Consider the following 25,383-nt stretch of genomic DNA (forward strand, 5'->3'; position numbering starts at 1 on the left):
CGTGGAGGAGCTTGATGACGGTCGCGGCGGCCTCGGGTAGGCTGCGCGGCGCAGCATAAAGAAGGGTGGTGATTCGTGCGCGTGCTCCATGTTCTTCATACGTCGCTGCCTGTCATTGCGGGGTACACGATCCGCAGCGACTACATCATCAAGCATCAGGCCGAGCACGGGATGCGGCCGGCGGTGGTGACGTCGGCGCAGCAAGGGTCCGGGGATGCGCTGAAGGACGAGATCGGCGGCATCTCGTACTGGCGGACGCGCGAGCCGACCGGCAAGAAGCTGCCGCTGGTCAGGGAGCTCTCGCTCGTGCGGGCGCTGGAGGCGCGCGTCGAGGACGCGATCCGGGAGTTCCAGCCCGATCTCGTGCACGCGCACTCGCCGATGCTCGTCGGGCTTCCGGCGCTCGCGGCGGCGCGCCGCTTCGGGCTGCCGCTCGTCTACGAGGTGCGCGATCTCTGGGAGAACGCCTCCGTCGACCGGGGCAAATTCAAAGAGGACTCGGCGCCTTACAAGATCGCGGCCGGCCTCGAGACGATCGTCTACAAGTACGCTGACGCGACGGTCACGATCTGCGAGGCCCTGAAGAACGCCGTCGCGCCGCGGGTGCGCAGCACGGACGCGCTCCACGTCGTGGGCAACGGCGTCGACTCGGACAAGTTCGCGCCGCGGGAGGCTCCTCCCGGCGCCTGGGAGCGCTTCGGGCTCGCCGGAAAGAAGCTCATCGGCTACGTCGGTACCTTCCAGCCGTACGAGGGGCTCCAGACGCTCATCGCGGCGATCGGCGACATCGCGCGGGAGATCCCGGACGCGCACGTCGTGATCACCGGGGCCGGCGGCCAGGAGATGGAGCTCAAGGCGTTCGCCCGCGAGCGAGGGGTGGAGTCCAAGGTGACCTTCACCGGGCGGGTGCCGCACGACGAGGTGTTCAACATCTACGCGATGGCGAGCCTGCTCGTGTATCCCCGCATCCGGACCCGGACGACCGAGCTCACGACGCCGCTGAAGCCGCTCGAGGCGATGTCGATGGCCCGGCCCGTGATGGTGAGCGACGTCGCGGCCATGGGGGAGCTCGTCCGTTATGGCGAGACCGGGTTCGTCTTCAAGGCGGGCGACAGCGCCGACCTCACGAAGCGGTGTGTGGAGGCCCTCAAGGACCCGGCGCGCCTCGATCAGGTCGGCAAGAACGCGCGGGCGTGGATCCTCAAGGAGCGGCAGTGGCCCACGCTGCTCTCGCGGTACGAGACCATCTACGAGCAGGCCATCGCCGTGCGGCGCGGACAGGGCAAGTCGCGCGTCGGCGAGCCGCGCGCGGCGTGAAGGGCGGCGACGCCAGCCCGAGCTTCCCACGGCCGACGGCCAGCGTCGCTGCCGCGTGAGCGTCGCGATCCCTAGGCGCGTCCGTGCGCGATCCGGGGTATGATCGCGCCGCCCCATCCCGCCCCTTCGGGAACTGGCAGGAGGTCTCTCAACGTGTTCGAGATCAAAGTCGACCGGATCATCGCCATGGTGGATTTCGTCCTTGAGGGGCGTGTCCGCCTCGAGGAGATGGAGAACTTCGTCAGCGAGCTGAGGAAGGCGTGCGAGAGCCTCCAGGGCCGGGAGATCAAGATCAAGGCCGATGTCCGCGGGTTCAGGCCGATGTCCCCCGATGTGGCGGAGAAGATCCGCGCCGTCCAGGAGTTCGGCTTGGAACTCGGGGTGATGCGCGTCGCCGAGATCATCGAGAGCGACATCGTCGCGCTCCAGCTGAACCGCGTGGCGCGCGAGAGCGGCACGGACAAGGTCCTCCGGCGCTTCTGGGACGAGGACGCAGCCCACGAGTGGCTCCTCCACGGCGATCCTGAATAGCGCTGAGGCGCGGGCGACGCGTCGCTAGAAGAGGGGCGGCGGGTCGCAGGGGTGCGGGGGGCGGTATCGCTTCAGGATCTCGGCCACGGCGTCGAGCGGGAGGGCGGGCGCGTGGTGGCCGCTGTGGCCGGTCATGTCGACGCCGCCGAACATGGCGTTGAGGATCGCCTCCTCCACGACGTCGACTGTGGCCTCGTAGAGGGCGTCGATCTCGGTGTCGAGGACGAGCTCGGCCATGTGCCGGCCCGGCGCGAGGGGGTGCACGCTGAGCGAGCGGCTGGAGCGGGGGGCGCTCCACTGCTCCGTGGGGACGCGAGGCACCCGGTTCGCGGTGCTCCACGCGAGGACGATCTCGCCCGAGTTGTTGGCCGCGTAGCCGCCGGTCCGGCCGATCGCGAGCGCGGCGCGCCGCGCGAGGCGCGCGAGCTGACGATGGATGAGCGGGGCGTCGGTGGCGACGAGCACGATGATCGAGCCGGCGGGGCCCCGCCGCGGGACGTGGTTGAAGCGATCGCTGATGAGCCGCCCGACCGGGACCCCATCGACGCGGAGCAGCTCGCGATCGCCGAAGTTCGACAGCACGAGCGCCCCGACGACGGCGTCGACCCCGCCGACAGGGACCGACCGGCTCGAGGTGCCGATCCCGCCCGCGAAGTGGAACGTCTGCATGCCCGTGCCGGCGCCGACGCACCCCTCTGCCACGGGGCCGCTCCGGGCCCCGTCGATCGCCTCGTCGACGTCGGCCTGCGTCACGTGGCGCCCCACGGCGTCGTTGAGGAAGCTGTCGTCGCACTCGGCGACGACCGGGATCACGACATCGTAGTCCTTGCCGATCTTGGGATGGCGGCGCGAGAGCCACGCGACGGTCGCGTCGAGGACGCGGCCGACGCAGAGCGTGCTGCAGAGCAGGATCGGCGTCTCACAGAGGCCCCACTCGTTGATCTGCGAGAGGCCGGTCACCTCGCCTGCGCCGTTGAGCACATAGCTCGCGGTGAACACCCGATCCAGGAAGACGTCACCGTCGGCCGGGACGACCGCGGTGACGCCCGTGCGCACGGGGCCGAGGCCGGGGACGAGCTCGCCTTCGCCCTGGATCTTGGTGACGTGGTGGACCCGCACCCCGGCGACGTCCGTGATGGCGTTGTCCGGACCCGTCGGAAAGCGGCCGATCGCGACGCCGAGATCGCGCAGCCGAGGGCGCCTGAGCGCGGCCGAGGGCGCGCTCATGGGCCGGCGACCTCGCCGTTCGCGGCGGAGACCGCGTCGGAGAGGGGCGCGTGCTCCGCCGGGAGCGGCGCGTGCTCCGCCGGGAGCGGCGCGGGCCCGGCGTGCGCAGGGCAGGGCGCGGCCAGCAGGCCCGGGTCGGCGGCCGGCGAGGCGGCCGCCGCGCTCGCGGAGGGCGCGGCGGCGCCCGCCGCAGGCGCCGCCGCGGTGAACGCGGGCCGCGGCGTCGCGGCGGCCCGGGCGTCGCGGTGGCGCTTGAGGCAGCCGGCCAGGATCTCGCCGATCAGCATCCGGTAATCCATCCCCGCCACCTTCGCGATCACGCAGAGATCGCTGAAGTCGGGCGTCAGCCCGGGCAGCGGGTTGATCTCGATGACGTACACCCTGCCGTCCTTCGTCATGCGCAGATCGACCCTGGCCACGTCGCGGCACCCGAGGGCCGCGAACGTGTCGCGCACGACCTTCTCGACGCGGCGGAGCTCCGACGGCGTGAGCTGCGCGGGGCACTCGAAGCGCACGCGCGGCGTGTCCGACTGCTTCTCGTCGTAGCCGTAGACGGGGTAGGCGGGCGGGTCGACGAAGACGACTTCCATCGGCGGCAGCACCTTCGGCCGCCGCTCGCCGAGCAGGCCGACGGTGAACTCGCGGCCCGTGATGTACTCCTCGATGAGGGCCGGCTGGTGGTAGCGATCGACCAGCTGCTTCGCCGCGGCGCGCGCGGCGGCCTCGTCCTTGACGACGGACGCGGAGGTGATCCCCTTCGAGGTCCCCTCGGCGTTGGGCTTCACGATCACCGGGTAGCGGAACGGCTTCAGCTTCTCGCGCCCGGTCGTGACCACCTGCCACTCGGCCGTCTCGATGCCGGCCGCGCGCAGGATCTGCTTCGTGAGGCCCTTGTCGAGCGCGAGCGAGAGCGTGGTCGCGTCCGAGCCGCTGTAGGGGATGCCGAGCAGCTCGCAGAGCGCCGGCACCTGCGCCTCGCGGCCGCGGCCGCGGAGCCCCTCGGCGATGTTGAAGACGACGTCGACCCCGGAAGCCGCGAGCGCGCGCGGCAGGTCCGGCGTCGCCTCGAGCGGGACCACGGTGTGGCCGTAGCTCTCGATGGCGCTCGTGATCGCCTGGATCGTGCGCGGCGAGTCGAACTCGGCCTCCAGGTCGTGCATCGTGCCGGGGCCCGCCTTGTCGGCCGCGGCCGTGTCGCTCCGCTTCATGTTGTAGGTGAACCCGACGCGGAGCGCGGTGCGCTTCGCCCGGCGCTGCTGGTTGCTCTCCAGGAGCGGCAGGAGCCCCCGCCGCTTGCAGGCGCTCCTCACGATGGCCCGGATGACGCCGTCGAAGTCGACGCCGCGCTGCGCCGCCGCGACGAAGACGCTGGCGCCCGGCTGGAGGGTGGGCAGCCCGTCGACCTCGAGGAAGTGGACGTCGTGGCCCTGGCTGCGCGAGGGGGACGGCGAGACCCGGAACTCGCAGCGGGCGTGATCCTTGAGGTCCAGGGCGCGCACGACGCGCGCCGTGAGCGACCGGATGCGCTCGATCGTGGCCGGGGGCAGCTGCGCGGGCCGGCGCGTGACCTGCTCGGGCTTCGCGTGCTTCAGGTTGAAGTCGTACACGTTGTAGCTGCCCGGCACCTCGGGATCGATCACGAACTCGATCGGGGTGAGGACGCCCTCGGGGATGCCGGTGCCGCTCGATCGCGCGCCGTTCGTGTCCTTGAGGCCGTCGACGAAGGCGCACGCGACGTCGATGCCGGCGATGTAGTGCTCGACGAGCAGGCCCGCCTCGAAGCGCGCGAGCTGCCGCTCGACGACCTCGGCGAGGTGGTGCGCGTCCTCGCAGACGCTCCACTCCCGGAAGATGCCCTTGGAGGAGCCCTCGAAATTCGGCTTCACGATGACGGGGAAGCTCACGTCGTCGAGCGCGCCGCTCTCCAGGGTGGTCCGGTTGACGAGGCGGGCGCGCGGGGTGGCGACGCCGTAGCTCGCGAGGACGCGCTTCGTGAGCGACTTGTCGAGCGCGACGTTCAGCGTGTAGGCGTCGGAGCCTGTGTACGGGATGCCGAGCTCGTCGAACAGTGACGGATAGAAGGCCTCGCGCGTCTTGCCCTTGTGGCCCTCGGCCGTGTTGAAGATGAGATCCGGCTGGAGCGCCTCGAGCCGGGCGAGGACCCGGGAGGCCGGCCCGCTGACCTCGATCCGCTCCACCTCGTGCCCGGCCCGCTCGAGCGCGCCGGCGATGGCGGCGATCGTCTCCGGGCTGTCGAACTCGGCTTCCTCGGCGGAGCTCGTGATCTTCAGGTTGTGCGTCAGCGCGATGCGCATGGTCTCTCCTGGGCCGGTCGTCCGGGCCGCTGCTCCCCCGGTGCTCTGCCGGAGGCGCACGGACGTGCGAGGTTACGGCCAGCGGGCGTGATTTGCCGCGGAAAAAACGGGAAGCGCCGAAGGGGGCTCCGGGGCTCGGCGGGCTCCCGCTCGCGCGGAGGTCGTGCTAGCGACCCCGTGTGGATCGTTTCGCCGCACACGACGCCGACCGCTCTCCGCCGCCCGAGCCTGGCCTCCCTCACGAGGAGCTGAACGAGCCGCAGGCGCGCGCGGCCAGCCACGCGGCGGGGCCGCTCCTCATCTTCGCGGGCGCGGGGAGCGGCAAGACCCGGGTCATCGTGTACCGGATCGCGAACCTCATCGTCACGCACCGTGTCCCGCCCTACCGGATCCTGGCGGTGACGTTCACGAACAAGGCGGCGACCGAGATGAAGCGCCGGCTGGAGGGGCTCATCGGGGCCGACATCGTGAAGGACCTCTGGGTGGGCACGTTCCACGCGGTGTGCGCGCGCCTGTTGCGCCGGCACCACGAGGCGGCCGGGCTCGACAAGAACTTCATCATTTACGACGACGACGATCAGCGGGCGGTCATGAACCGCGTGCTCAAGGAGCTCAACCTCGACGATCGGCGCTATCCGCCCCGCCAGGTGCTCTCGCGCATCCACGCGGAGAAGCAGGAGGGGCGGGGGCCCGCCGAGTTCGAGCGCAAGGGCTACTTCGACGACGCGATCGCGCGGTGCTTCGAGGCGTACGAGCGGCACCTCAAGGCGGCGAGCGCGGTGGACTTCGACGACCTCCTGCTCTCCGTGCTGCGCATCGCGGAGGACCCGACGAGCTTCGCCGGCGAGGACCTCCGGGGGCGCTTCCGCCACGTGCTCGTGGACGAGTTCCAGGACGTGAACCAGGTGCAGTACCGGCTCGTCCGGGCGTTCTGCAAGAGCCACGACAACCTCTGCGTCGTCGGCGACGACGACCAGAGCATCTACCGCTGGCGCGGCGCCGACGTCCGGATCGTCCGCGGCTTCCGGCGCGATTTTCCGCACGCGACGGTGGTGAAGCTCGAGCAGAACTACCGCTCGATCGGGCACGTCGTGCGGGGCGCGCTCGGCGTGATCCGGCACGCGTCGGATCGCGAGCCGAAGGAGCTCTGGACGGCGAACCAGGACGGCACGCCGATCGACGTGGTGGCGGCGGACAGCGAGCACGACGAGGCGGCGTGGGTGGTCGAGGGCGTCCGCGAGCTCATCGCGCAGGGCGTCTCGCCGAACGAGATCGCGGTGTTCTACCGGATCCACGCGCAGTCGCGCGTGCTGGAGGAGGTGCTGCGCGAGGCGCGCATCCCGTACCAGATCATCGGGGGCACGCGCTTCTTCGAGCGGGCGGAGGTGAAGAACCTGCTCTCGTACCTGCGCGTCATCGCGAACCCCAAGAGCGACGTGGATCTCAACCGCATCATCAACGTGCCCGCCCGCAAGATCGGCCAGAGCACGGTCGACAAGCTCATCCAGGCGGCGGACCTGCTGGGCGTGTCGCTGTTCGAGGCGATCGATCCGCTCCTGGAGGGGAGGGTGCCGCCGTCGGCGATGCCGGGGGGCCAGCTGCCGCCGCTCGCGCCGGCGGCGAAGCGCAGCCTGCTCGGCTTCCGCGATCTGATCCTCGGGCTCATGACCGAGGCGAAGAGCGCGTCGCCGAGCGCGCTGGCGGAGGAGGTGCTCGCGCGGTCGGGCTACGCCAAGGCGCTCGAGCAGGAGGACAGCGTCGAGTCGGAGGCGCGGCTCCAGAACTTGCGCGAGCTCGTGCAGTCGCTCGTCGACTACGAGCAGGAGGCGACCGCCGCGGGCGACGAGGCGACGCTCGCGGGCTACCTCGAGCGGGTGAGCCTGGTGTCGGACGTCGACGCGCTCGCGGACGTGCCCAAGGTCGCGATGATGACGATCCACGCCGCGAAGGGGCTGGAGTTCCACGCGGTGTTCCTGACGGGCATGGAGGAGGATCTGTTCCCGTTCCGGAGCCAGGATCCGAACCGCAAGGGCGACATCGAGGAGGAGCGCCGGCTGGCCTACGTCGCGATCACGCGGGCGCGCGAGCGGCTCTGGATCACGCACGCGGCGCGGCGGGCGATCTTCGGCCAGACGCGCTACGGCTTGCCGAGCCGCTTCCTCGCGGATCTGCCGCCGGCCTCGGTGCGTCCGATCGCGACGCCCGCCAGCATGATGGCGCAGCGCCGGGTCGAGGGCGGGTTCGGCGGGGGCGGCGGGTACGCCGCGTCCGGGCTCCGTTTCGGCGGCCCGGAGCGCTCGTGGGAGGGCCGCGAGCGGAGGCCCGGGGCGCAGGCGCAGGGTGACGAGCGGTTCGCAGGGGCGCGGTTCTCGCGGGAGGGCGAGCCGGCGAGGGGGGCGATGGCGCGCGGCATGGACGTCCCCGACCGGGCGCCGGGCGAGCGGTATGTCGAGCGGGAGGCCGTCGACCCGGGCGCCGAGGGCGGCGAGGGGCTCGCGCTGCGGCGCGGGATGCGGGTGTACCACGAGCGGTTCGGGCCGGGCGTGGTCGAGAGCGTGGATCCCGGGGCGGATCCGATCGCGACGGTGAAGTTCTCCGGGTGGGGGAAGAAGCGGATCAAGGTGGCGTTCCTGCGCGCCGGGCCGTGAGAAGGGCGGGTAGCTGGTCGCGCGTTCGCCAGGGACGATTCCGGCTGCGCGAGGCACGTGGCGGAGGTCGGGTGAGCGTCGGAACATCGCCTCGACCACCGAATGAACGGTTGTCCGGACAGCTCCCATCCACGCTGGTACAGAGTCCCCGCGGACGGCGAGGAAATAGCGAGTCTCGACCTAGAGCCACACCTCGCCCAGCAGCGGCAGCACACCCAATCTCACGTCGCGTGACGCCCGGCCGAGGCGCTCCGCCAGGCGCTCTCCCTGCATCGCTGGGAGCGCGACGGCGGGGCGATCGAGGGGCAGAAAGAAATTGTCCCAGTGCGAGAAGAGCACCGCGCGCGGCGACAGGGCGCGCGCGACGCGCTCGGGGAAATTGCGCGAGGCGGTCCAGCCGGCCACGCAGAGCAGGAGCAGGTCGGGCTCCCTGCAATCGAGGCCCGCCTCGACGAGCTCCGCGCTGCCCAGGTGGACGATGCGCCGGCCCGCGACCCGGATCTCCACCGCAAAGACGGCGCCGCACCGGTAACGCTCGGCCCGGAGCGGGACCTGGTCGCAATCGGAGATGTCGCCGGGGAAGGGGACCCGGCCGAGCAGCAGGCGGGAGTGAGCGCTCGGGAAGAAGCGCAGCTGGAACGGGCCGACCTCGGCGACCACGGGCTCGCCGCCCGGCGCGCGCTCGACGTCGCGCACGCGCGCCGCGGGGACGCCGGAAGCGCGGCAGAGCGCCGCCGCGGAGCGCGAGCCGAAGACCGTGGCCCCGGTGCGAAGAGCGATGTCCGGGATGTCGAGCGCGTGATCGAAATGGGTGTGGCCCGCGATGACGGCGTCGGCGCGTGGCGCGTGGCGCGCGATGGCGTCCACGTCGGGGACAAGCTGGCCAACCACGCAATGGAGGAGCGAAGCGCGCGTGAGATACGGATCGATGAGCACCACCGCGCCGGCGTGCTCGATGGCGAACCCCGCCGTGCCCAGCCATCGCACCCGGACCGCGCCCGCCGGCGCGAGCGACCGCGGAGAGAACGTGTCGGCGATCATCGGTGCGGGCACCGGCGCGGGCTCGTCCGGCCGGCAGATGGGGTGAGTCGGTGCGGCGTGCTCATCGAGATCGAGACCGGATCGAGATCGAACCGTACGCAAGTGTCCGTGTTTCGGGCGACCGAAGCTCGTCCGCTCGGTTACGATTGTCCGTCGTGGCAGACCGAACGCGCGCCGGCACGATCGCCGCCCTCGCCGCGCTGTACTTCGCCCAGGGCATCCCGTTCGGCTTCCAGGCGACGGCGCTCCCCGTCTTCCTGCGGGCGAGCGGCGTCTCGCTCTCCGGCGTGGGCTTCGCCGGAGCGCTCGCGATCCCGTGGGCGGCAAAGGCGCTGTGGGCGCCGCTCGTCGACCGCTACGGCTGGGAGCGGATCGGCAGGCGCCGCTCGTGGATCCTGCCGCTCGGGGTGCTGCTCGCGCTCACGTGCGCGGCCGCCGCGTTCGTCCCGCCGTCGCGCCACCTCGGCGCCCTGCTCGCGCTGGTCTTCCTGATGAACCTGCTCGCGGCCACCCAGGACATCGCGGTCGACGGGCTCGCGATCGACCTGCTCGGGCGCGGCGAGCTCGGCCTGGCGAACGCCGCGCAGGTGGTCGGCTACAAGGTCGGCATGCTCGCCGCCGGCGGGCTGCTCGTCTGGGCGAGCGCCTGGATCGGCTGGAGCGGTCAGTTCGGGGCGATGGCCGTGCTCGTCTTCCTCTCGGCGCTGGCCTCGCTCGCGCTGCGCGAGCCTCCCGCGAGCGAGGTCGAGGCGCACGCGCGCCGGTCGCTCCGCGAGGTGCTCGCGACGGTCCTCGCCGCCCTGCGGGCGCCCGGCGCGCTCTGGGTCGTCGCGTTCCTCGGGACCTACAAGCTCGGCGAGGCGATGGTCGACATGATGTTCAAGCCGTTCCTCGTCGACGCCGGCTTCCTGCCGCACCAGATCGGCCTCTGGGTCGGCACGTACGGCCTCGTCGCGTCGATCGCCGGCTCGCTCGCGGGAGGCCTCCTGTCGCATCGGATCCCGCTGCTCGCCGCCGTCGGGGTGACCTCGGCGCTGCGCACCGTCGCGATGGCGGGCGAGTGGACCCTCGCCGCGGCGGGGGCGCCCACCGCGAATGCCGTCGTCGCGGTCACCGTGGCCGAGCACCTCTTCGGCGGCGCCCTCACGACCGCGGTGTTCGCTTTCATGATGTCGCGTGTCCGGCGTTCGGTCGGCGCGACGCACTACACGCTGCTGGCCAGCGTGGAGGTGCTCGGCAAATCACCCGCGGTGTGGCTCTCGGGCGCGCTCGCCCAGCGGCTCGGCTATGCAGGCCTGTTCGCCCTGGGGACCGTGATCTCGGTTGTCTTTCTCGGGCTGCTCTTGCCGCTGCGCGAGCGGAGAGCGGGCGAGGGGTGAGCGGGCTCCGCCGTCCCATTTTGCCCCAGTGCCCCATTTCGCCCCAGTTCCGTGACGTGGCGAAATTGAATCGTAGAGGCAAGTAGGGCGCCGAAGACGCCGAAGACGCCGAAGACGCCGAAGACGCCGAAGACGCCGAAACGCCGAGGGAAAGAGGAGAGATGGAGAATTTTTGCTCTCTCCTCTTCCCTCGGCGCCAACGGTGCCCACGATGGCTCTTTTTCTCACGAGCTCAGGAGGACAGCATTCTTCGTCGCGGCGCTGGCTGGTGCGAAAGACCATGATCCGCGCGCCCACTTCATGATATAACCAGACAGCGCTACGGCTGACCGCTGCAAGAATCGCTCGTGACCGCGCTCGCCCGACTTCGTCCATCGATCGCCCGGCCGGAGACGACCCTCATTCCCCCAGGGGGGTGAGGTCCTCCTGGGGGCCAGGGAGCTCGAGGTCGGCCACGATCCGGGAGGCGAGCGCCTGGTAACGGCCGTGCCGTCGTGCCGCACGCGCTGGTTGATGAATGACGCCTTCAGCGCTCCGCCTTCGGGCAAATGGAGCACCATCTCAGCATCGCCCGATTTGTAAATAGTATTTTAAAAGTCCACAGCGTGCGGCAGCTCGCCGCACTGCGCGGCGCCGCCATGCCGTCGCCGCGACGAGGAGCTCTCCCATGAGAACCGCCTATCTGTCGATCTCTGCCTCTGCGCTCGCGCTCGCCTCGATGATTTCCGGCTGCATGGCGACAGCCGAGCCACGCGACGATAACGAAGACGCCATCGGCGAGGGCGCGGCGGCGCTCCTCTCCTGCTCGGTGCTCCCCTCCGGCAACATCGTCACGAACGGCAGCTTCGAATCGCCGAACGTGTCGTCCGGCACGTCGTCGATATACAACGGCTCGATCACCGGCTGGCAGGCCGCCTATGGCCAGATCCAGATCCATGACCACTCGAACGGCATGAGCCCCGCGCACGGCAGCCAGCACGTCGAGCTGGACGCCACGGACTCGAGCGGCATCTATCAGAACCTCACGACCGTGCCGGGAGCGACCTACCAGCTCCGGTTCGCCTTCGCCGCGCGCCCCGGCACCAACGCGAGCCAGAACGTGCTCGGCGTCGTCTGGGGCGGCCAGCAGGTGGCCACGCTCACGACCGCCAGCTCCGCATGGGTCAATTACACCTATACCCTCGTGGCCTCCGGCACGACGACGCGCCTCCAGTTCAACGATCTGGGCATCTCGAACGGCCAGGGGACGCTCCTCGATAATGTCACCGTGGTCGCCGCCGATACGGACCAGGACGGGGTGTTCGATTCATGCGACAACTGCCCGGCGCAGGCCAACCCCTCCCAGGCCGACGCAGACGCCGACGGCATCGGCGACGCCTGCGAGCCCCCCCCGCCGGCCGAGCCCCTGTGCGTGGTCGTGCAGCGCGGCACCTACGGGAGCGTGCAGGATGCGCATATCCAGCCCGGCGTCTCGTGGCCGTACGGCGATTACCCGTATGTCGTCATGAACACGTTCCCCGAGGGCGTGCAGCTGGGCGTGCTGGCCTTCGATCTGTCGTTCATCCCGGCGGGCTCCGACGTCGAGTCCGCGACCCTCTCGCTGTCTCACACGTGGAAGGAGAGCGCGAGCACCATCGAGCTGCACCGCGTGAACGGCCCCTGGCAGGAGTCGACCGTGCACGCCGGCAACTTCCCCGGGTACAACGCGGCCGTCGAGGCCTCGATCGCCACCGTCGCCCAGGCGAGCGCCGTCGTGACCACCAACGTGGCGGCCCTCGTGCAGTCCTGGGTGGATGGTTCCCCGAACTACGGCGTCGCGCTCCACGATGTGAACGGTCGGACCGACATCCGATCGAGCGAGCAAACGAACGTCGCCCCCCGGCCGAAGCTCGAGGTCTGCTACACGCCGGCCCAGTAGCGGGATCTGGCCGAGGTGCGGAGGGGCACGCCGGGGCACGAGCCCTCGGGCGTCCCGGGCGATCTCGGGATGTCGCCACGTCGCGCCTCCTTCGTCACCTCGGCCACGCTCGTTTGCCGAGAACCTGACGCCGCGCTCCGCCTTTGATAGCAAGCGGAGCCGCGGTGATCTCGCGCAGGAAGCTCCTCCTCGGTCTCGCCGGCGCTGCCGGCGCAGCCGCCCTCTCACGGGCGCTCGCCCCGGGCTCCCCGCGCGAGATCGCGGCGCGGCGCGCCCTCAAGCTCCCGATCGCGCCGAGCGGGTGGCCCTTTCCAGGGGCCCGCGTCGTCGCCCCCTCCGCCGTCTTTCCGCCGGATTTCGGGGTCCGCCGCGTCTACCTCGACGCCGGACATGGCGCCCCTGGCAACTCCGGCAACCTCTCCTGCTTCTGCGTCGACGAGCAGGACTTCACCCTCGCCGCGGCGCGCGCCCTCGCCGAGCGGCTCGTCGCCACGGGGCGCTTCGAGGCGCGCGTGGGCAGGACCGGCGATCGGCCGTTGCCCTACGCGGAGCGCGTCGAGGACGCCGCCCGGTGGGGCGCCGACGCCTTCGTCAGCCTGCACTCGGACGTGCGCGGCAGGACCGAGACGTGGTCGCCCGGCCAGGGCCGCCAGTGCCCGCTCAGCCTCGCCGCGCCGGGGTTCGCCGTCCTGTGGTCCGACGAAGGCGAGCCTGCCCTCTGCGCCCTCCGGCTCGCGCTCGCGCGCGGCTTCGCGAGGCGCATGGAAGAAGCAGGCCTGTTGCCCTACGACGGCGCCGCGTACAGCGGCCTGTACGAGCCGGACACCGCCCAGCCCGGCGTCTTCCTCGACCGGCGCCCCCCGGGACAGCGCATCTTCGTGCTGCGCCGCCCCTCCATGCCCTCCATCCTCGTCGAGACCCACCACGCGCTCGACGCCCGCGAGGCGACCCGCTGGACGGAGCCCGCCACGCTCGACGCCTTCGCCGCCGCTGCGGCCGCCGCGCTGGCCGATGCGCTCGGCGCTGCGGGTGCGCCGGCCAGCGCGCTCGGCGGCGCCGGCGCGCCGGCCTCCCCGCCGCCCACCTGAGGCGCGTCAGGATGCCCGCGCGTGCGGCATCTCCTCGGGCGCCTCCAGGCGGATCGAGCGGAGCCGCAGGCAGAGCGCGAGCGCCTCGTCGAGCGTGTTCACCAGGTAGAACTCGAGCGAGCTCCTCACCTCGGCCGGCAGATCGTCGAGATCCGCCTCGTTGTCCGCCGGCAGCAGGATCTCGAAGATCCCCGCGCGGTGCGCCCCCAGCACCTTCTCCTTGATCCCCCCGATCGGCAGCACCGTCCCGCGAAGCGTGATCTCCCCCGTCATCGCGATGTCGCTCCTGACCGGCCTGCCCGACAGGGCGCTCACCAGCGCCACCGCCATCGTCACGCCCGCGCTCGGCCCGTCCTTCGGCACCGCCCCCGCCGGAACGTGGATGTGAACGTCCCGCCGCTGCAGCCGATCGGACGGCACGCCGAGCTCCGCCGCGTGCGCGCGCGCATAGCTCAGCGCCGCGCGGCCGCTCTCCTTCATGACGTCGCCCAGCTGCCCCGTGAGGACGAAATCGCCCTTGCCGGGCATCACGCTCGCCTCGACGTGCATGATGTCGCCACCCATCTGCGTGTAATACATGCCGGTCGCGACCCCCGGCTGATCGTATTGCAGCCTCCGCTCAAGGCGCATCTTCGCTCGGCCGAGCAATTCCTTCACGTCTTCATCGGCGCCCACCACAGCCCGCTCGATCTCGCCGCCTGCGATCCTGCGCGCGGCCTTCCGCGCCAGCGCGCCGAGCGTCCGTTCCAGCTGGCGTACGCCCGCCTCGCGCGTGTATCCGCTGATGATCCCGCCGAGCGCCGTGCCCGTCACGCGCAGCTGCTCCTCGCGCAGCCCGCACTCCTTCCGTTGCCGGGGGAGCAGGTACTTCCGGGCGATCTCGTGCTTCTCCTGCTCCGTGTATCCGGCGAACAGCGCGGGCTCCATCCGGTCGAACAGGGGAGGGGGGATCGTCTCCCGGAAGTTCGCCGTGCAGATGAACAGCACCTCGGACAGGTCGAACGGCAGGCCGAGGTAGTGGTCGACGAAGCCGTCGTTCTGCGCCGGATCCAGCACCTCGAGCAGCGCCGCGCCGGGATCGCCCTGGTAGGAGGCGCCGAGCTTGTCGACCTCGTCGAGGACGATCACAGGGTTCTTCGAGCCCACCCGCTTGATGCCCTGGAGGATGCGGCCGGGCATCGCGCCCACGTACGTGCGCCGGTGGCCGCGGATGTCCGCCTCGTCGCGCGCCCCGCCCAGCGAGACGCGGACGTACTTGCGCCCGAGCGCCCGCGCGATCGACTCCGCGATGGACGTCTTGCCGGTCCCGGGCGGACCGAGGAAGAGCAGGATCGGCCCGCGGGAGATCGCGCGGCTCCGCTCGCCTTCGCTCCTCGCCTGCTCCAGGCGCAGCTTCCGGACGGCCAGGAACTCGAGGACCCGGTCCTTCACGTCGCCCAGGCCGTAGTGATCCTCGTCGAGGATCGCCCGCGCCCCATCGAGGTCGACGTGGTCGTCGGTCCGCTGGTTCCAGGGCAGATCCGCCACCCACTCGAGCCACGTCATGAGGACCTGCGCCTCGGGCGACGTCTCCCGCCCCATGCGCCGCAGCCGCGCGAGATCGCGCCGGGCCTCCTGCAGGATCTCCGGCGGCAGGTTGGCCCGCTGCAGCTTGTGCTCCAGACGTGCCGCTGCGTTCTCGTCGTCTTCCTCGCCGAGCTCCTTCTGGATCGCGCGCAGCTGCTCGCGCAGGTAGATCTCCCGCTGCCGCTCGCCGAGCTCCTCCTCGACGGTCGTCCTGATCTTCTCCTGGGTCTCGACGATGCCGATCTGCCGGTAGAGGTGCAGCGCGAGGCTGCGCATCCGCTCTTCCGTCGAGAGGATCTCGAGCAGCGCCTGCTTCTCGGGGGTCGGGAGGTCCAGGTAGAAAGCGATGTGGTTCACGAGCTCGGCCGGGCCGTACATGCTGCCGACGAACTGCTTGAGCACGTCCTCCGGCGCGCCGCGGTGCCGGCCGTACTCGACGGCGCGCTCGCGCACCTCGCGGGAGAGCGCCTCGAGGGCGCCGTCCTCCTCTGGACGGAGGGGTAGATCGGCGAGCTCGATGACGGGGGCTCGGATCACGCCGTCGACCTCGGTGTAGCGGGGCGCGGCCGCTCGCCGCTCGCAATAGAGCACGAGCTGAAGGCCCGACCCGAACCGCTGCACCTGGGTGATGCGGGCGATCACGCCGATCGAGAAGAGGCCGCCCGCGGTGGGCTCCTCGGCGGCGTCGCGCTGGGCGACCGCGAAGATGCGCTTGTCTTCTCCCTCGACCCGGAGGGCGGCCTCCACCGCGCGGAGCGTCTTCAGCCGTCCGACCGTGATGGGCGTCGCTATCCCAGGGAAGAGGACGGTGTCGCGCAACGAGAGCACGGGCAACGATCGGCGCTCGGGCATGACCGGCCTTTGTGCGAACGTCATGCCATGGAGGACCGTACCGAAAACTCCTTTCGGCGCGGAAGCATCGAGAATCGTGGTCAGCCGAGCGCGGAGCGGTGGTAGGGTCGGCTCGCGATGCCCGCGGACACCTTCACGTTTCAGGCGGACGACGGCCGAGAGCTCTTCGTGTACCGCTGGCTCCCGGACGCGGGGGCGCGCGGCGTCGTCCACGTCGCGCATGGCATGTCGGAGCACGCGGGCCGCTATGCGCGCCTCGCGCAGGCGCTCTGCGCCGCCGGGTGGGCCGTCTACGCGAACGACCACCGCGGCCACGGCGCGACGGCGCGCGGGAGCGACGAGCTCGGCTTCTTCGCGAGCCAGGGCGGCTTCCAGCGGGTCGTCCGCGATCTCGCGCAGCTCCTCGCGCGCGCGCGCGGCGAGCACCCCGGCCTGCCGGTCGTCCTCTTCGGCCACAGCATGGGCGCCGCCCTCGCGCAGGAGATCCTGATCGAGCACGGCGGCTCGATCGACGGCGCGGTGCTCTCCGGCGCCGCGGGCAAGGCGAACGCGCTCGTGGACGCGGGCCGGCTCGTGGCCCGCGCGGAGCGGAGGCGGCTGGGCGAGCGCGGCAAGAGCCAGCTCCTCCAGACGATGAGCTTCGACAGCTTCAACAAGGTGTTCGCGCCGACGCGCACGCCCTTCGACTGGCTCTCTCGCGATCGCGCCGAGGTCGACGTGTACATGGCCGATCCCCGCTGCGGCTTCCCCGCGACGACCTCGCTCTGGGTCGACCTGCTCGACGGGATGGCGGCGCTGGCGCGCCCCGAGCGGCTGTCGCGCATCCCGAAGGACCTGCCCCTCTATGTCTTCTCCGGCTCTCGCGATCCGGTCGGCGGGCTGCTCAAGGGCGTCACCCAGATGATCGAGGCGTACCGCGCCGCCGGCCTCCGCAGGGTGGCGCAGCGGTTCTACCCCGGCGGGCGCCACGAGATGCTGAACGAGATCAACCGCGAGGAGGTCGTGCGGGACCTGCTCGCGTGGCTCGCCGCCGAGGTGGCGAGCGAGGCGAGAGCTCCGGAGAGGCCCGCGCAATCGGGCGCCGGGCCGCGCGCCGGCGCCGCGCCCGGCTGACGGCGGGGGCCGGCATGGGCAGCAAGGGGCGGCCGTACCGCACGCTCACGATCGATGGCTTCGAGGTGCTCGTCGGCCGCGGCGACGACGACAACGACGCGCTGACCTTCGAGATCGCCGAGCCGCACGATCTCTGGCTGCACGTGGCCGGCGGTACGCCGGGCAGCCACGTGATCGTGCGCAACCCCGAGCGCGTGGAGGTCCCGCGCGAGGTGGTCGAGCGCGCGGCGGCGGCGGCGGCGTGGTACTCGAAGGCGAGGAGCGCCGCCAAGGTGGAGGTCCACGTCTGCCGCGCGGCCGACGTGAGCAAGCCGCGGGGCGCGCCCGCGGGGCTCGTGCAGCTCGCGCGGTGGAAGAGCGTGCGCGTGCGGCCGGAGATCCCCGGGCGCGATCCGGGGTAAGCGAGCGTCGGCGAGCGCCGGCGCGCGTCGTGCAGCGGTCCCTGTTCGCCAGGCGCTCGCGAACAGCTAGACTGTGGCCGTGCAGCTTCGTATCGAAGGGGATCGATTGACGCTCACCCTGGAAGGCGCCGAGCGGCTGTGGGCCGTGAGGCTCCGGCCCATCGTGGTTCCCCGCGAGCACGTGGCGCGGGCGGAGGCGGCGCTGCCGCCCTCCACATGGAAGGAGATCCGCGCGCCCGGGACGGCCCTGCCGGGGGTGATCAAGGCGGGGACGTACTTCACCGCGCGCGGCAAGGAGTTCTGGTACTGGGTGCGGAGCCGGAAGGAGCACCCGCTGACCATCGAGCTCGAGGGGGAGTGGTATCGGCGGCTCGTCCTCACCATCGACGATGCTGCCGGCTGGGCAGAGCGGATCAACGCCTGGGCCAGCGGCTGAGTCATCCGAGCCCGAGGGCCGAGGCGGCGCACCGCCCGCGAGCGGCGGCAGGGTGACGGCGAGCCGCCCCCTGGTGGCGAGCCGCCCCTTGGCCGCGAAGGAGGAGCTCGGGCTCCCAGGATCCGGCGCGGATCGCGGTCCGGGAGCGTCCGTGCGATTTGTGACGGCCGGCAGGGGCGCAGCGCAACCTGAGGGAGACGAGCTCCCTTCCCATCACCCGCAGAGGACCCATGACTCACGCGTATCGACTCGCTTCCTTCTCGATTCTCGGCTTGCTGGTCGCTTGCAGCTCGACGGATCCCGATGCCTCGTCGGGCGCAGGCGCGGCCTCTGGAGCAGCCACCGGCGGCAGCAGCGGAAGCACGGCCACGGGCGACGCCACGACGAGCGGCGCCGGTACGGGCGACGCCGGCGCGGGCGGCGCCGGTACGGGCGATGCCGGCGCGGGCGGCGCCGGCACGGGGGGAACCGGGGGCTCCGGCGGGGCCGGCGGAGCGGCGACGCCGGCGGATGCCGCGGCCATGGTCCCCGACATGGGTATCGGGACCAACATCGGCAACACGCTGGAGAACACCACCGCCTGGGAGACGGGCTGGGGCCAGCCGCTGATCACGAAGACGTTCATCGACGGCATGGCCAGCCACGGCATCAAGACGGTGCGCGTGCCCGTGGCCTGGGACACCTACGCAGCCAACGGCACGATCGACGCCACCAAGATGGCCCGAGTCAAGGAGGTGGTGGGCTGGATCGAGGCCGCCGGAATGTACTCGATCGTGAATATCCACTGGGACGGGGGCTGGATCTACAACGAGGACAACGCCGATAAATACAAGCTCACCGACGCCGTCAAGACCAGGTTCGCGTCCTACTGGACCCAGATCGCCACGGCCTTCAGCGACGTCGGCCACAAGCTGATCCTCGAGGGCATGAACGAGGAGGGGAACTACTGGGTCAACGGCGTTCACGACGGCGGGACGCCGGACTACGCCGCCCTGAACGAGATGAACCAGCTCTTCGTCACCACCGTGCGCGAGCAGGGCGGCTACAACGCGAGCCGCGCCCTGCTCATCGCCGGCTTCGTGACGGACGTCGACAGGACCTGTGTGAGCGATTTCAAGGTGCCGACCGATCCGGCCGGCACGAAGAGCCTCTTCCTCTCGATCCACTACTACACGCCCTACACCTTCTGCGGCCTCGACACGGTGGAGAGCTGGGGCTCTCCCAAGACGACGTGGGGCTCGGAGCCCGAGAAGGCGGAGCTGAAGAGCAAGTTCGACACGCTCGGCGCGTTCAGCGCGCAGCGGAGCATCCCGATCATCCTCGGCGAGTTCGGCGTCACGCTGGGCACGAATTACCCCCGTGAGCCCGCGTCGCGGACGCTGTGGATGCGGTCGGTGGTGGAGGCGGCGAAGTCGCGCGGCGTCGTCCCCGTGCTGTGGGACACGGGGACGGACATCAAGCGCACGGACGGCTCGTTCTCGACGGAGTGGCAAGCTGTCGTGAGCGCCGTCAACCGGTAGTCGGCGCTCCGGCGGCGCGGAGGGCGCGCCGCCGGCCGTCGCTTGGTTCGGCCACCGCGAAGCTGGACGGTGGCGCGAAACCACCGAGCGTTGCCCGCGTACCTGGGGTGGCTGGACGAGATGGATCGGTCCAGGCCACATCAAGGAGAGGGGCATGTCATCGACACGCAACGTCGGGATGGCGAGATTTTCTGCGTCCACCGTGCTGTTCTTCGCCGCGGGGGCCTTCGCCGCGTGCGCCGTCCCCGAAGGCGCCGAGCCGTCGGGCGATGAGGAGGGCGCAGGGCCCTCCGGCGATCCAGGTGAGCTGCAGGCCGCGGCCGAATCGACGGCCGAGGCCGACAGCGAGCTCAAGGTGAACGACTGCGTGAACCCGCACCCGTTCGCCGGCTGTAACGACGCGGCCGTCCAGAGCTGCGTTTGCGCGGCGGACCCGTTCTGTTGCAACACCCAGTGGGACTCGCTCTGCGCCGCAGAGGTGACGAGCCTCCACTGCGTGCCGCCGTCCGCGGCCGTCATCGGGCGCCTGCAGTGCGCCGCGCCGGACGGCGCGGGGACCGTCACGAGCGCGCTCGCGTTCGCGCCGCTCAGCATTCCCGGCCTCGGGAGCGGCGTGACGGACGCGAACGGCGATTTCAGGATCCCCATCTCGTCGACCGCGAGCGCGAGCGTGCACCTCGACGTGACGTTCGACGGCGTCGTGAGCTCGAGCGGCGTGACGACGCCGCTCACGATCATGGACGACCTGCACGCCCCGCGCGGCCAGGGGGTCGACGTCGCCGGCAGCCCGCGCTCGAGCGGCGATCTCGACGTGGATGTGGTCACGCTGAGCGGCGTCGACTGCGAGCTCTGGCGGCTCGGCGTCGATACCCTGCGCGACTTCCACGCTGCCCGCGGGGCCCAGCCGCCCGCGCACGCGCTGCGCATGCTGCGCTGGAGCGGGGTCTACGTGGGCACGCCCTTCACGTTCTACGATTACATCAACATTCGCACGGACTTCCTCACGAGCACCTGGGGGAGCACGGCCGCGGGGCGCCGGAGGGTCATCACCCACGAGTTCGGGCACAGCGTGCGGCACGTCGCCGACGGCGATCTGAACCACTGGAATGGTGACGACGTGGCCTATGTCTATGGACGCTCTCACGACGGCTCCGAGATCGCCAACCCGGGGTACGCCTTCAACGAGGGCTTCGCGAACTACTGGGAGCAAGCCCGCGTCGGCGCGCGCGGACGCCTCTGCGGCGGCGGGGCCGCGTGCCCGTCGACCCAGTACCGGGACTGGAACGAGAAGCGCATCGCCAACGCGCTGCTCGATCTCTCCGATGTCGTGGGCGACGGCGCGATGATCCAGGTGCTGGAGGCGAACCCAGGTGCGATCCACAGCCTTTACGAGTTCCAGGCGCGCCTCCACGTGCAGAACCCCGCCGTCCCGGCCCCCGCCGCGGTGCCGGCCTGCCCGCCCGGCTTCAGCGATGACGGCGCGACGTGCTCCTCCACGGTGGCAAAACCGAGCTACGGGCGCGGCGTCGGCACGGCGCCGACGCTCTGCGGCGCGGGCCAGCAATACGACGCGGGTCTCTGCTATCCGGCCTGCGCGTCGGGCTACTACGGGGTCGGCCCGGTGTGCTGGCAGAGCTGCCCGTCCGGGTACTCGGACGACGGCCTCACGTGCCGGCGCGACGCGCAGATCATCAACGCCAACAACTCCGCGTGCCCCTGGTATGACGCGTGCGGCCTGACCTTCGCCAAGGGCTGCTCCACGTGCCCGACGGGGTATACCAACGACGGCTGCACGTGCCGGCGCGACGCGCACATCTTCGCCAAGAGCTCTTACGGGCGCGGCGCCGGCTCCGTGCCGACGAGCTGCGGCGCGGGCCAGCAATACGACGCGGGTCTCTGCTATCCGGCCTGCGCCTCCGGCTACAGCGGCGCGGGCCCCGTGTGCTGGGGGAGCTGCCCGGTCGGCTACATCGACTTCGGCGCGACGTGCACGAAGGTCATTTCGAAGTGATCGGCGGGCCGTTTGCCTCCTCGAGGAGGGCGGGCCTCGTTGCACCCCGCCCACCCGCGCGGTAGGCCGAGGAGCACCACGCCGCTCCGCGGCAGGCGGAGCACCGAAGAGGCGCTCCCCTGCACCACGAGCAGGGTACGAGCCGCCCTCGTCGGCCCCGCGCGGCGCCTCGTCTGTTCGGGTCGGGCGCCGGACACACGCCGACCGGAGCGAGCTCGTCACGCGGCTGCTCCCGGCAGCCCCGAGCGACGCGGACGCGGGCGACGTGCGCCCCCTCGCCGTCGGCTCCCTCATCCCCGAGGAGGGACGCGCCCTCGCGCTGGCCTTCCTCGGCGCGAGGCCCTCGCCTTCGATCGTGCCGCGGAGCACTTCGCCGCCGCGCTCGAGGCGGCGCCGGCAGGCGAGGGCGAGGCGCACGGAACAGGACGACCGGCGGCTCGTCGCCGGCGCTCCGAGGGGCTCCTCGACGCTGATTGACAATGCCCCGGCGGCTCCCGCATCCTGGCCATCCCGCGACCCCCCCGAGGCTTTGAGCCGCAGGAGATGCCATGAGCACCGTCCTCCACCGTCTGGAACAGTGGGCTAACGAATCTCCTGACGCGCCGGCCCAGCGCTTCAAATCTCAAGGCGAGTGGAAGACGCTGACCGCGCGCGAGTACCGTGACCGGGTCCACCACATCGCGCTGTTCCTCGAGTCCAAGGGCTTCGACGCGAGCCAGGTCGGCGCGATCCTCTCGTACAACTGCCCGCAGTGGGTCCACGTCGACCTGGCGGCGTTGCTCGTCGGGGGCAAGTCGGCGGGCCTCTACCCGAACTCCACCGCGAAAGACATCCAGTACATCCTGAACCACACCGAGGCGACGCTGCTCTCGGTGCAAAACAAGGAGTACTTTCAGAAGATCTCCGGGGAGAAGGGCGAGTATTCCGCCCCTGACAGCGTGAAGTGGATCCTCGTCTTCGATGGCGACACATCGATCTCTCCCAAGGCGATCTCGTACGAACAGGCCCTGGCCGAGGGCCGCGCGCTCGCGGGGCAGCCGGGCGCGAAGACGTTCGCCGACTACCTCGCGAAGATCGACCCCAGGGCCGGCGCGTTCCTTATCTACACCTCGGGTACGACGGGCAACCCCAAGGGGGCCATGCTGTCGCACGACAACCTGGCTTACACGGCCGACATGGCCGTGAAGTACTGGAACCTGCCGTTCGCGCGGGGCACGATGTTCTCGTTCCTCCCGCTCTGTCACATCGCCGAGAAGCTGCAGTGCGTCGGGGCCGGCCTTACCCAGCGCTACACCGTCAACTTCTGCTCGAAGTTCGAGAACGTCTCGAGCGAGCTCCCCGAGGTGCAGCCCACGCTGCTGCTCTGCGTGCCGCGGCTCTGGGAGAAGATGATGGAAGGCGTGATGGCGAAGGTGCGCGGCGGCAAGGGCGCCAAGAAGAAGCTGGCCGAGTGGGCGCTCGCCGTGGGCGCCCGCGTGGCCCAGGCGAAGTACGCGCAGCGCGCGCCGAGCGCGCTCGACGCGTTGCAGCTCGCGCTCGCCGACAAGCTCGTGCTGGGCAAGGTGCGCGCGGCGCTCGGCCTGGGCAAGGCCGAGGTGCTCGCCTCGGGCGCGGCGGCGCTCGCGCCGCACATCTCGACGTGGTTCCGCGCGCTGGGCCTCGAGATCCTCGAGGACTTCGGCCAGACCGAGTCGACAGGCGTCATCTGCATGACCGAGCCGGGCATCGAGGGCGCGGGCACCGTGGGCAAGCCCGTGCCGGGCGTCGAGTTCAAGCTGGCCGAGGACGGCGAGATCCTGACGCGCGGCCGGCACGTGTTCGTCGGCTATTACAAGGACAAGGCGGCGACGGAGGCCACGCTCGAGGACGGCTGGCTGCACACAGGCGATCTCGGCGAGTGGAACGAGCGCGGGCAGCTCAAGATCCGGGGCCGCAAGAAGGAGATCCTCAAGACCTCGGGCGGCAAGATGATCGCGCCGCTACCGATCGAGGAGAGGCTCAAGGCGGCGGAGATCATCAGCCAGGTGTGCATGGTGGGCGACGGCCGCAAGTACATCTCGGCGCTGATCACGCTGACCGAGGGCAAGCTCGCCGAGCTGAAGGAGCGGGGCGCCCTGGGCGGCGACGCCGCGATCACGAGCCCCGAGGTCGTCGGCCAGGTGAAGGCGCACGTCGACGCCCTGAACGCGGAGCTCGCCAGCTTCGAGCAGATCAAGCGGTTCACGGTCCTCGGCCGCGAGTTCTCGGTGCAGGACGGCGAGATGACGCCGACGCTCAAGATGAAGCGCAACGTGATCGAGCAGCGCTTCCGTGGGACCATCGACGAGATGTATCCCGCCGAGTGAGCGGGGGCCGCGGAGCCCGGAGCGCTGGGGGGCGCCTGCTCGATACGAGATCGTCTGGCTGTGCTCGTATCCGGAGCGGGTGAGCGCAGCTCGTCAAGTGGGAGGGAAAAGGCATGAGTCAGTCAAGAAGCCACCTCGTCCTCGTGCCCGGCTTTGCGGGCTTCGATATCCTGGGCTCGGTCTCCTATTACTACGGCGTCACGGAGGTGCTCCGGAAGGCCGCTGCCGGGGCGTATCGGGCCCCGCTCTCGGTGCATTGCTTTGCGAACCTGCCCACGGCGAGCGTGGACACGCGCGCGCATGGGCTCCTTCACTGGCTCGCGGATCGCTTCAGAAAGGGGGTGTTCTACGGGGGCGTGGGCACCGACCAGCGGGACTGCCTCCATCTCGTCGGCCACTCGACGGGCGGTAGGGACATCAAGACGCTCATGCTCTTGCTCCTGGCCGCGACCGAGCAGGACCGGTCGGTCTACGGCGTCCCGGCGCAGACCCTCCTCGAGAGCATCTGCTCGATCCAGTTCCTCTCGACGCCGCACCGCGGGACGAACCTCGCCCACGTCTTCCGCCGGTGGAGGCCTGGCGTCATGTCCACGGCCGGAGTCGCCCACGGTCTGCTCAGCCTGGCTGGCCAAAGGTACTCGAGCGTCACGGCCCGCCTCGCAAGGAGCGCCCTGCGGACGCTCGGCCAGTCGGATGGCATCGCCCGCGCCGCGCTCGACACGATCGATCGCTTCCACGCCGCGAAGCGCGACGGCCTCTCCATGGCCGAGGCGCGCAGCGAGTACTTCAACGTGCTCTGCTGGTTGCTTAACGTCGCGGAGGACACCGATGCCTTCGACGATCTCGATCCGCTGTCGTCCTCAGGCACGCCGCGGCGCGCCGGGGGCCACTCCCGACGTCGCCTGGCCGTGAGCAGCGTCGCCGCCTGGCGGCGCGAGCTCGCCGTCTGCGCCGAGAGCGCGAAGAAGACAGGGAAAGCCGGGCTGCTCGGGGCCGAGGTCGAGGAGGACCTGAGCGACTACTACAGGCAGAAGGGCATCGCGCTCCGGTCGATCGTCACCAGGGCGAAGCGCGATCCCGGCGGGTCGTTCCTGGGCGTCTTCAGCCTCCTTTACGGCATCACGGCCGACGTGATGGGGCGTCCGAAGGTGGTCGAGGCCCTCGGGCCCTCCTGCGCCGTCCCCTGGCTCGATGACCCGAGCCGGAGCGAGCAGCTCACGCCCGAGATGAACGACGGGATCGTCAACTCCGTATCGATGGTCTACCCGGACGCGGCGCATAGCATCCTTGTCGACGCCGACCACGCGGATGTCATGGGCCATTATCGGTTCATCGATCCGGAGGACGGCGACGGGGCCGATCCGACCTACGGCGGGTACGACCTGCTCCAGTCCCGCTCCGGCTTCGATCAGAGCCAGTTCGAGAAGCTCTGGAACAGCATCGGGGAGTTCGCGATGGCGAGCGACAGGTGCACGACCGCTTCGCGCCGCAGGCCGGCTGTCGTCCCTGCGGAGGCGCCGGCGGTGTCCCCGGCCTCGGCGGCGGCGGCGTCCCCGGCCTCGGCGGCGGCGTCCCCGGCCTCGGCGCCGGCGGTGACCCATTTCCGCGCCGAGCCGTCGGACCCGGAGGGCGGCGCGTAGTCGCCCCCCGGCGACGGGGGACGCCCAGGCCGCCT

The 25,383-nt window shown here is 71.0% G+C and carries 17 protein-coding genes; 13 read left to right on the top strand and 4 right to left on the bottom strand.

What is annotated here, in order from left to right:
- Window positions 1–75 precede the first annotated feature (75 nt).
- Window positions 76–1,317 (top strand): glycosyltransferase, encoded by a 1,242-nt coding sequence (locus WMF14_RS04990; protein ID WP_272100193.1) that lies wholly within the window; start codon window positions 76–78, stop codon window positions 1,315–1,317.
- Between the two features lie 153 nt (window positions 1,318–1,470).
- Complete coding sequence (locus WMF14_RS04995) at window positions 1,471–1,848, top strand: STAS/SEC14 domain-containing protein (protein WP_272100194.1); 378 nt, start codon at window positions 1,471–1,473, stop codon at window positions 1,846–1,848.
- A gap of 24 nt (window positions 1,849–1,872) precedes the next feature.
- Here WMF14_RS04995 and WMF14_RS05000 read toward each other — a convergent pair whose 3' ends face one another.
- Both WMF14_RS05000 and WMF14_RS05005 read right to left on the bottom strand, forming a co-directional pair.
- Window positions 1,873–3,075 (bottom strand): P1 family peptidase, encoded by a 1,203-nt coding sequence (locus tag WMF14_RS05000; RefSeq protein ID WP_437799054.1) that lies wholly within the window; start codon window positions 3,073–3,075, stop codon window positions 1,873–1,875.
- Entirely contained in the window at window positions 3,072–5,390 is a 2,319-nt protein-coding gene (locus WMF14_RS05005) for a D-alanine--D-alanine ligase family protein (protein ID WP_437799055.1), read from the bottom strand. Before WMF14_RS05005 ends, WMF14_RS05000 begins: the two co-directional genes overlap by 4 nt.
- Before the next feature lie 179 nt (window positions 5,391–5,569).
- Between WMF14_RS05005 and WMF14_RS05010 the strand changes: the two genes are divergently transcribed.
- Complete coding sequence (locus tag WMF14_RS05010; protein WP_437799056.1) at window positions 5,570–8,038, top strand: ATP-dependent helicase; 2,469 nt, start codon at window positions 5,570–5,572, stop codon at window positions 8,036–8,038.
- Window positions 8,039–8,218: 180 nt separating this feature from the next.
- Here the strand turns inward: WMF14_RS05010 and WMF14_RS05015 are convergent, their stop codons facing one another.
- Window positions 8,219–9,091, bottom strand: a complete 873-nt coding sequence (locus WMF14_RS05015; protein ID WP_437799057.1) for an MBL fold metallo-hydrolase — start codon at window positions 9,089–9,091, stop codon at window positions 8,219–8,221.
- A gap of 143 nt (window positions 9,092–9,234) precedes the next feature.
- Between WMF14_RS05015 and WMF14_RS05020 the strand changes: the two genes are divergently transcribed.
- From WMF14_RS05020 to WMF14_RS05030, 3 genes are all read left to right on the top strand, one after another.
- Window positions 9,235–10,458 (top strand): MFS transporter, encoded by a 1,224-nt coding sequence (locus WMF14_RS05020; RefSeq protein WP_437799058.1) that lies wholly within the window; start codon window positions 9,235–9,237, stop codon window positions 10,456–10,458.
- A 667-nt stretch (window positions 10,459–11,125) separates the two neighbouring features.
- Window positions 11,126–12,376 (top strand): DNRLRE domain-containing protein, encoded by a 1,251-nt coding sequence (locus WMF14_RS05025; RefSeq protein ID WP_437799059.1) that lies wholly within the window; start codon window positions 11,126–11,128, stop codon window positions 12,374–12,376.
- Window positions 12,377–12,540: 164 nt separating this feature from the next.
- On the top strand, window positions 12,541–13,464 hold the full coding sequence (locus WMF14_RS05030; protein ID WP_272100210.1) for an N-acetylmuramoyl-L-alanine amidase family protein: 924 nt from the start codon (window positions 12,541–12,543) through the stop codon (window positions 13,462–13,464).
- A gap of 6 nt (window positions 13,465–13,470) precedes the next feature.
- Here WMF14_RS05030 and lon read toward each other — a convergent pair whose 3' ends face one another.
- Window positions 13,471–15,906 carry an endopeptidase La gene (gene lon, locus WMF14_RS05035; RefSeq protein ID WP_437799061.1) on the bottom strand — a complete coding sequence of 812 codons (2,436 nt, stop codon included), beginning with the start codon at window positions 15,904–15,906 and terminating at the stop codon, window positions 13,471–13,473.
- A 93-nt stretch (window positions 15,907–15,999) separates the two neighbouring features.
- Here lon and WMF14_RS05040 point away from each other — a divergent pair, with 93 nt between their 5' ends.
- The 7 genes from WMF14_RS05040 (at window position 16,000) to WMF14_RS05070 (ending at window position 25,348) form a co-directional block, all read left to right on the top strand.
- Entirely contained in the window at window positions 16,000–16,995 is a 996-nt protein-coding gene (locus tag WMF14_RS05040) for a lysophospholipase (protein WP_437799062.1), read from the top strand.
- A 14-nt stretch (window positions 16,996–17,009) separates the two neighbouring features.
- Window positions 17,010–17,396, top strand: coding sequence for an NFACT RNA binding domain-containing protein (locus WMF14_RS05045; protein ID WP_272100216.1), 387 nt, complete (start codon window positions 17,010–17,012; stop codon window positions 17,394–17,396).
- Window positions 17,397–17,475: 79 nt separating this feature from the next.
- Window positions 17,476–17,832, top strand: coding sequence for a hypothetical protein (locus WMF14_RS05050; RefSeq protein ID WP_272100218.1), 357 nt, complete (start codon window positions 17,476–17,478; stop codon window positions 17,830–17,832).
- A 230-nt stretch (window positions 17,833–18,062) separates the two neighbouring features.
- Entirely contained in the window at window positions 18,063–19,352 is a 1,290-nt protein-coding gene (locus WMF14_RS05055; protein WP_437799063.1) for a glycoside hydrolase family 5 protein, read from the top strand.
- A gap of 154 nt (window positions 19,353–19,506) precedes the next feature.
- Entirely contained in the window at window positions 19,507–21,363 is a 1,857-nt protein-coding gene (locus WMF14_RS05060; protein WP_437799064.1) for a hypothetical protein, read from the top strand.
- A gap of 548 nt (window positions 21,364–21,911) precedes the next feature.
- Entirely contained in the window at window positions 21,912–23,708 is a 1,797-nt protein-coding gene (locus WMF14_RS05065) for an AMP-dependent synthetase/ligase (RefSeq protein ID WP_437799065.1), read from the top strand.
- A gap of 113 nt (window positions 23,709–23,821) precedes the next feature.
- Complete coding sequence (locus tag WMF14_RS05070) at window positions 23,822–25,348, top strand: hypothetical protein (RefSeq protein WP_437799066.1); 1,527 nt, start codon at window positions 23,822–23,824, stop codon at window positions 25,346–25,348.
- Window positions 25,349–25,383: the final 35 nt, after the last annotated feature.

Source organism: Sorangium sp. So ce693 (assembly GCF_051521375.1).
GTDB lineage: Bacteria > Myxococcota_A > Polyangia > Polyangiales > Polyangiaceae > Sorangium > Sorangium atrum.